Origin of the sequence: Mesorhizobium sp. M7A.F.Ca.CA.003.01.2.1 (assembly GCF_003998945.1) — a bacterium.
Classification (GTDB): domain Bacteria; phylum Pseudomonadota; class Alphaproteobacteria; order Rhizobiales; family Rhizobiaceae; genus Mesorhizobium; species Mesorhizobium ciceri.
Genome location: NZ_RZRA01000341.1, coordinates 1 through 5,282 on the forward strand (window position 1 = coordinate 1; position 5,282 = coordinate 5,282).

Sequence of the window (5,282 nt, forward strand, 5' to 3'; positions counted from 1 at the left end):
GATCGTCAGCGGTCGATGTGGTCAGCAGCACAGGCGGATAGGCGGCAGCGGCGTCGACATGCTGGTAGGGCGAGTAGGCTGAAAGCCACTTCGCGTCTTCGGGTTTCGACGGATCGCCATATTCGGCCATCCACGAGGCGCCAGGCGGCAATTCGGCGTAACGCAGCATGTCGAGCAGCGGCACCTCGATGATGACGGCGCCGAAAAGCTCGGGATGCTGCGTCAAGGAAACGCCGGTCAGCAAGCCGCCATTCGAACCACCCTGGATGCCGAGCGAGCTTGCTGTCGCGATGCCGCGCTTGACGACGTCCTGCGCGACCGCTGCGAAATCGTCGAATCCGTTCTGGCGATTGCCCTTGAGCGCCGCCTGATGCCAGGCTGGGCCGAACTCGCCGCCGCCGCGGATGCATGCCTGCACATAGGCATTGCCTTTCTCCAGCCACAGCTTACCACGCACGCCGGCATAGCCGGGCAGCAGCGGCACTTCGAAGCCGCCATAGCCGTAAAGCAGCGTCGGCACCGGACCTTTCTGGTCGCGCCGCCTGACGACGAAATAGGGGATCATCGTGCCGTCCTTGGAGCGCGCCTCGAACTGTTCCGAGATCAGCGGCGAGGCATCGAAACGCGCCGGCTGCGACTTCACGGTGGCGAGCGTCTCGCCATTGTCGTCGGACCAGATGATCGAACTCGGGGTCAGGAAATCGGTGAAGGAGAAGGAGACACTCGAGCCGAACTGCTCGGCATGACTGATGCCGACATTGCCATTTTCGGGCAGCGCCACCGGTTTCAGCGACCAGTTGCCATCCATGCGCTCGCAGACGACGACTTTGCCGCGCACATTGTCCATCAGGCTGACGAACAGCCGGTCCCGCGTGCGGGCAATGCCGGCTATGGAAACGCGATAGGCCGGCTCGAACAAGGTTTCGACAGGCCCGATCGCGCCGGTCTCGACCCAGCGCGCCAGGTCCAGCGAATAAAGACCGTCGGGCTTGCAAACCGTGTCGTCGGGCGCCGTCCATGCACTGCGCACGCCGAACACGAGCTGATCCCTGAATATTGCCGTATCGGTCATGTCGTCCGGTAGCGGCAGCTGTTTGTTTTCGCCGGAAGGCAGCCGAAGGAAGATGTGCGAAGCGAAGAAATTCAGCGTTCGAGCCAGGACCAGATAGCGTCTGTCACCGTCGTACTCGACAGCGGCACCAACGGCGAGATCCTCTTTCTGCGCCTCGAAGATCGGCGTTGCGTCTTCCAGCTTGGTATCGCGCTTCCACAGCTTTATGATTCGCGGATAGCCGGACTCGGTCTTGTCGGCCTCGTCGAAAGCGGCCGAAACAATCACGGTGTCCTTATCCAGCCAGCTGAAACCCGACTTGGAAGCGGGTGCACGAAACCCACCCTCGACAAACGACTTGGTCGCGATGTCGAATTCGCGCATCTCGCTGGCGTCGCCGCCATCCGGCGACATCGAGACAAGGCAAAGGTTGAAGTCGGGATAGAGCCGGCTGGCGCCGCCAAAAACCCATTTTATCCCTTCCTCCGCCGCAAGCTGGTCGAAGTCGATGATCGTTTCCCAGTCGGGCTTCTCGGTCTTGTAGGAAGCGACGGTCGTGCGGCGCCAGAGGCCGAGCACATTGGTCTTGTCCTGCCAGAAATTGTAGACATGGCCGGCTTTTGCCGCGCCGACCGCGATGTTGTCCTCGGCCGTCATCAGGTCGAGCGCGGTCTGGAACGACGCCTGATAGGACGGATCGCCCTGCAATTCGCCAACCGTGATCTCGTTCTGGCGATGTACCCAGTCCAATGACTGCTTGGCTGTCCTGTCCTCCAGCCAGAGAAAGGGATCGTCGGTCGTGGGGGCGGAATTCGGCGTCTGGGTGGCAGGCTTGGTCATGAGGTCTCCGATAAACGCGTTGCTTTGAAAAAGCCAACGCCGACAGGCCGTCGATATTCACCATGTTCAGCGCACAATTGAGGCTTTCCGCCGACCAGCGAGGCTCGCAATGGCCAGCGCCAGGCACAGCAGCCCAAGCGTGATCGGCAGTCCGCCGGCGCCCATAACATCCATGGCGCCCCCCGCCAGCGGCGGCACGGCGATGCCGCCGACCCCCCACATCAAGGAAAAGGCCGCATTGCCGGCGACCAGTGCGGAGCCGGTGAAGCGTTCGCCGAGCTCGATGATCGACATTGTGTAGATGCCGTAGGAAACCGCGCCCCAGACAAAGATCATTGGCCAGATCAGCGGCGACTCGATGAGAAGCGGAAGCAGGACGCAGCCGAGCACCGTGATCGCGACGCAGGCAAGCCGCACCAGGCGCGCGGAAAGCCTTTCCGCCAAAAGGCCGAGCGGCACCTGCATGGCGATGTTGCCGGCGATCATCACCGACAGCAGCGCCGACATGCGGGTTTCGGTGATGCCGTGATGGGTGCCATAGACCGGCAGCAACGCCAGCGCACCCTGTTCGAAGCCGGCGGCGACTATGACGGCGAACAAAAGCAGCCACGCCAGCGGCACGAAACCCAGGACGGAAACCTGGTGCCCGGCCTCGTCGACCTTGGGCAAACGCGGCAGCACCGAGGCCAGGCAAATGCCACACAGCACGAAGGCGAAAATGCCGACGAGGAAGGGCGGCCAGCCCTCAGTGCCGACTGCAAGCAGGCACAGTGGCCCGGTCGCGAAACCGGCCGAGATGATCGTCGAATAGACACCCATGACGCGGCCGCGTCGGGCCGGCGGTGCCAGCGCGATCACCCAGATCTCGCTCAGCACATAGAGCGGATTGGTCACGACGCCGATCAGGAAGCGCAGGGGAAACCACAAATAGACATTTTGCGTCCAGCCGATCAGCGCCAGCACGACAGCCGAAAGGGCCGCACAGGTGAGCGCGGTGCGCCCTGCCCCGAATCGGCGGGCCAGCGCCGGGATCAACGGCGATAACAGAATGAAGCCAATCGGCGTCATGGCCGCCGACAAGCCGATCATCGCTGGCGAAACGCCCTGGCGCTGCAGGATGAAACTCAGCAGCGGATAGGACAACCCTTGCGCGATGGCGAACACCGAGACGGTCGCGATCACACCGGTGATCGCCGCCCATTGCATCGTCTCGTCCTTGTTCGATTCAACCAAATTCATGTACGCACCGCTGTCGGGCTGCAGGATTAGCGATTGAGTTGCGCAGAGGTAAGCCCCTGGCGGGCGAAAACTGCTTGCTCCAGACAGTGCCTGTCAGGAGGCTGGGCCTGTCAGGAGGTTGGGCCTGTCAGGAGGTTGGGCTTATCAGGAAGCTCGGCGCATGGATGAGCGGTACAGCGCGAACATCACCAGCACCGCGTCGAGAGCGGCAATAACCACCGGCAGCCCAAGTGGGCCGATGCCTTGCATGAGCAGGCCCGCACCGGGTGGGCCGACGATGCCACCAACGCCCCACATCAGCGCAAAGGCAGCGTTGCCGGCGACCAGCACAGAGCCCTTGAACCGGCTGCCGAGTTCGACCAATGCCATGGTGTAGACGCCGTAACCGACCGCGCCCATCACCAGCAGCACCACCCAGATCAACGGCGTTGTGATCAGCAGAGGCAGCAAAAGCGCGCAAACGGTTGTTGCCAGTGCGCAGACGATGATCATGGCGCGGCCGCCAAAACGCTCCGCCAGAAGGCCGAGTGGTATCTGCAGCAGGATGTTGCCGAGGGAAAGCGCCATCACCAGCGAGGCCAGAACGGCTTCCGCCAGGCCATAGCTGGCGCCGAAGACCGGGACCAGCGCATAGGTGCTCTGCTGGACCGCCGCCGAGACAAGCACGGCAAGCAGCAGCGCCGGCGCCATTTTGGCAAACCCGACAAGGCCGCTGGCAGGCTGGCCGTCATCCTCGAAGCCGGTGAGCTTTGACGAGACGGCGTGCAGGATCACCGCGCAGAGCGCGAAGCCGGCGACGCCGACCATGAAAGGCGCCCAGCCCGACGTACCGAGCAGGGTCAGCGCGAATGGTCCGGCGGCATAACCGGCGCCCATCAGCGTGTTGAACACGCCCATCACCCGGCCGCGCCGCGACGGCGGTGCCAGCGACAGCGCCCACACCTCGCCAAGGATATAAAGCGGATTGATGACCACGCCGATGATGAAGCGGATGACGAACCACGCCACCCAGTCCTGCAGATAGCCGATGCCCAGGAAGCAGAGCGCGCCGATCAGCGAGCAGCCGACCGCCAGGTTGCGCCCGCCGACCAGCCGCACCGCCGCCGGCACGAAGGAAGCCGACAGGATCAGCCCGAGCGGCATCATCGCCGCCGACAGGCCGATCAGCGCCGGCGACATGCCTTGCTTCTGCATCAGCAATGTGAACAGCGGCGAGCTCAGCCCTTGCGCGGCGCCAAACATGGCAAGTGCCGCGGTGACGCCGGCAAGCGCTGCCCATTGCGTTCCTGCTTCGCCTTCGCTCGAGCCGGTCGCGACCATGCTGCCATCCAGATGAACTGCTGGCCATCAGGCCGGCAAGCCAAGTAGCTATCGGTTCGATCCCCGGAAGGAAAGGGCCGGCCACCGAAATCCGCTTGCTCCAACGCGGCAACCTGATCAAGCCGATGTCGCGGCCGGGCACCTGCCGTTCCGGCATGTCGCTTCCCTCGCCCTAGTGGTCGTCGCCTCCGCAATGGCCGGACAGCCGCCGGTCCATTATGCCGCCCGCTATCGCATCCCACGAGGACCATCATGACCGCCGCCCTACAACCCTCAGAACCGGCATTGGCCACCGACCGCGCCCGTCGCGGCGGCCGCGCTGGAAAGCGCGCCGGCGGCTCAGCCGCGTTCGAGCAGCCGGCTTTTCGCCAGTTGAAGAACCCGCTGGCGCCAACCAGGCTGGTGTCCGACGACGAGCTGGAATCGATTCACCTCGCTTCCCTGCGCGTGCTGCGGGAAATCGGCGTCGACGTGCTGCATGATGAGGCCCGCAGCATCATGAAGGCGCATGGCGCCGACGTGCGTGACGGCTCAGAGCGGGTGCGCTTCGACAGCGACATGATCCTCGACCTGGTGTCGCACTGCCCGTCGGAATTCACCATCCATGCCCGCAATCCTGCGCACAATGTGCGCTTCGGCGGCAACAATGTGATCGTCTCGATGATGGCGTCGGCGCCCAATTGCTCCGACATCGATCGCGGCCGCCGGCCCGGCAACCAGCAGGACTACCGCAACTTCCTCAAGCTCGCGCAGATGCACAACATTCTGAACTGCACGGGCGGCTACCCGGTCGAGCCGACCGATATCCATCCATCCGTCCGCCATCTCGAAT

4 protein-coding genes are annotated in these 5,282 nt (G+C 63.8%); 1 reads left to right on the top strand and 3 read right to left on the bottom strand.

The window, feature by feature from the left end:
- The 3 genes from EN969_RS15515 to EN969_RS15525 all read right to left on the bottom strand — a co-directional run.
- On the bottom strand, window positions 1-1,891 hold a 1,891-nt coding region (locus EN969_RS15515; RefSeq protein WP_164750148.1), incomplete at its 3' end, for a prolyl oligopeptidase family serine peptidase.
- Window positions 1,892-1,957: 66 nt separating this feature from the next.
- Window positions 1,958-3,130: an MFS transporter gene (locus EN969_RS15520; protein ID WP_063168191.1), complete on the bottom strand. Its 1,173-nt coding sequence runs from the start codon at window positions 3,128-3,130 to the stop codon at window positions 1,958-1,960.
- Between the two features lie 144 nt (window positions 3,131-3,274).
- A complete protein-coding gene (locus tag EN969_RS15525; RefSeq protein WP_027160489.1) occupies window positions 3,275-4,450 on the bottom strand; it encodes an MFS transporter in 1,176 nt (391 codons plus the stop codon).
- A gap of 252 nt (window positions 4,451-4,702) precedes the next feature.
- Between EN969_RS15525 and EN969_RS15530 the strand changes: the two genes are divergently transcribed.
- The coding region (locus tag EN969_RS15530; RefSeq protein WP_206525162.1) for a trimethylamine methyltransferase family protein at window positions 4,703-5,282 on the top strand (580 nt) is incomplete at its 3' end.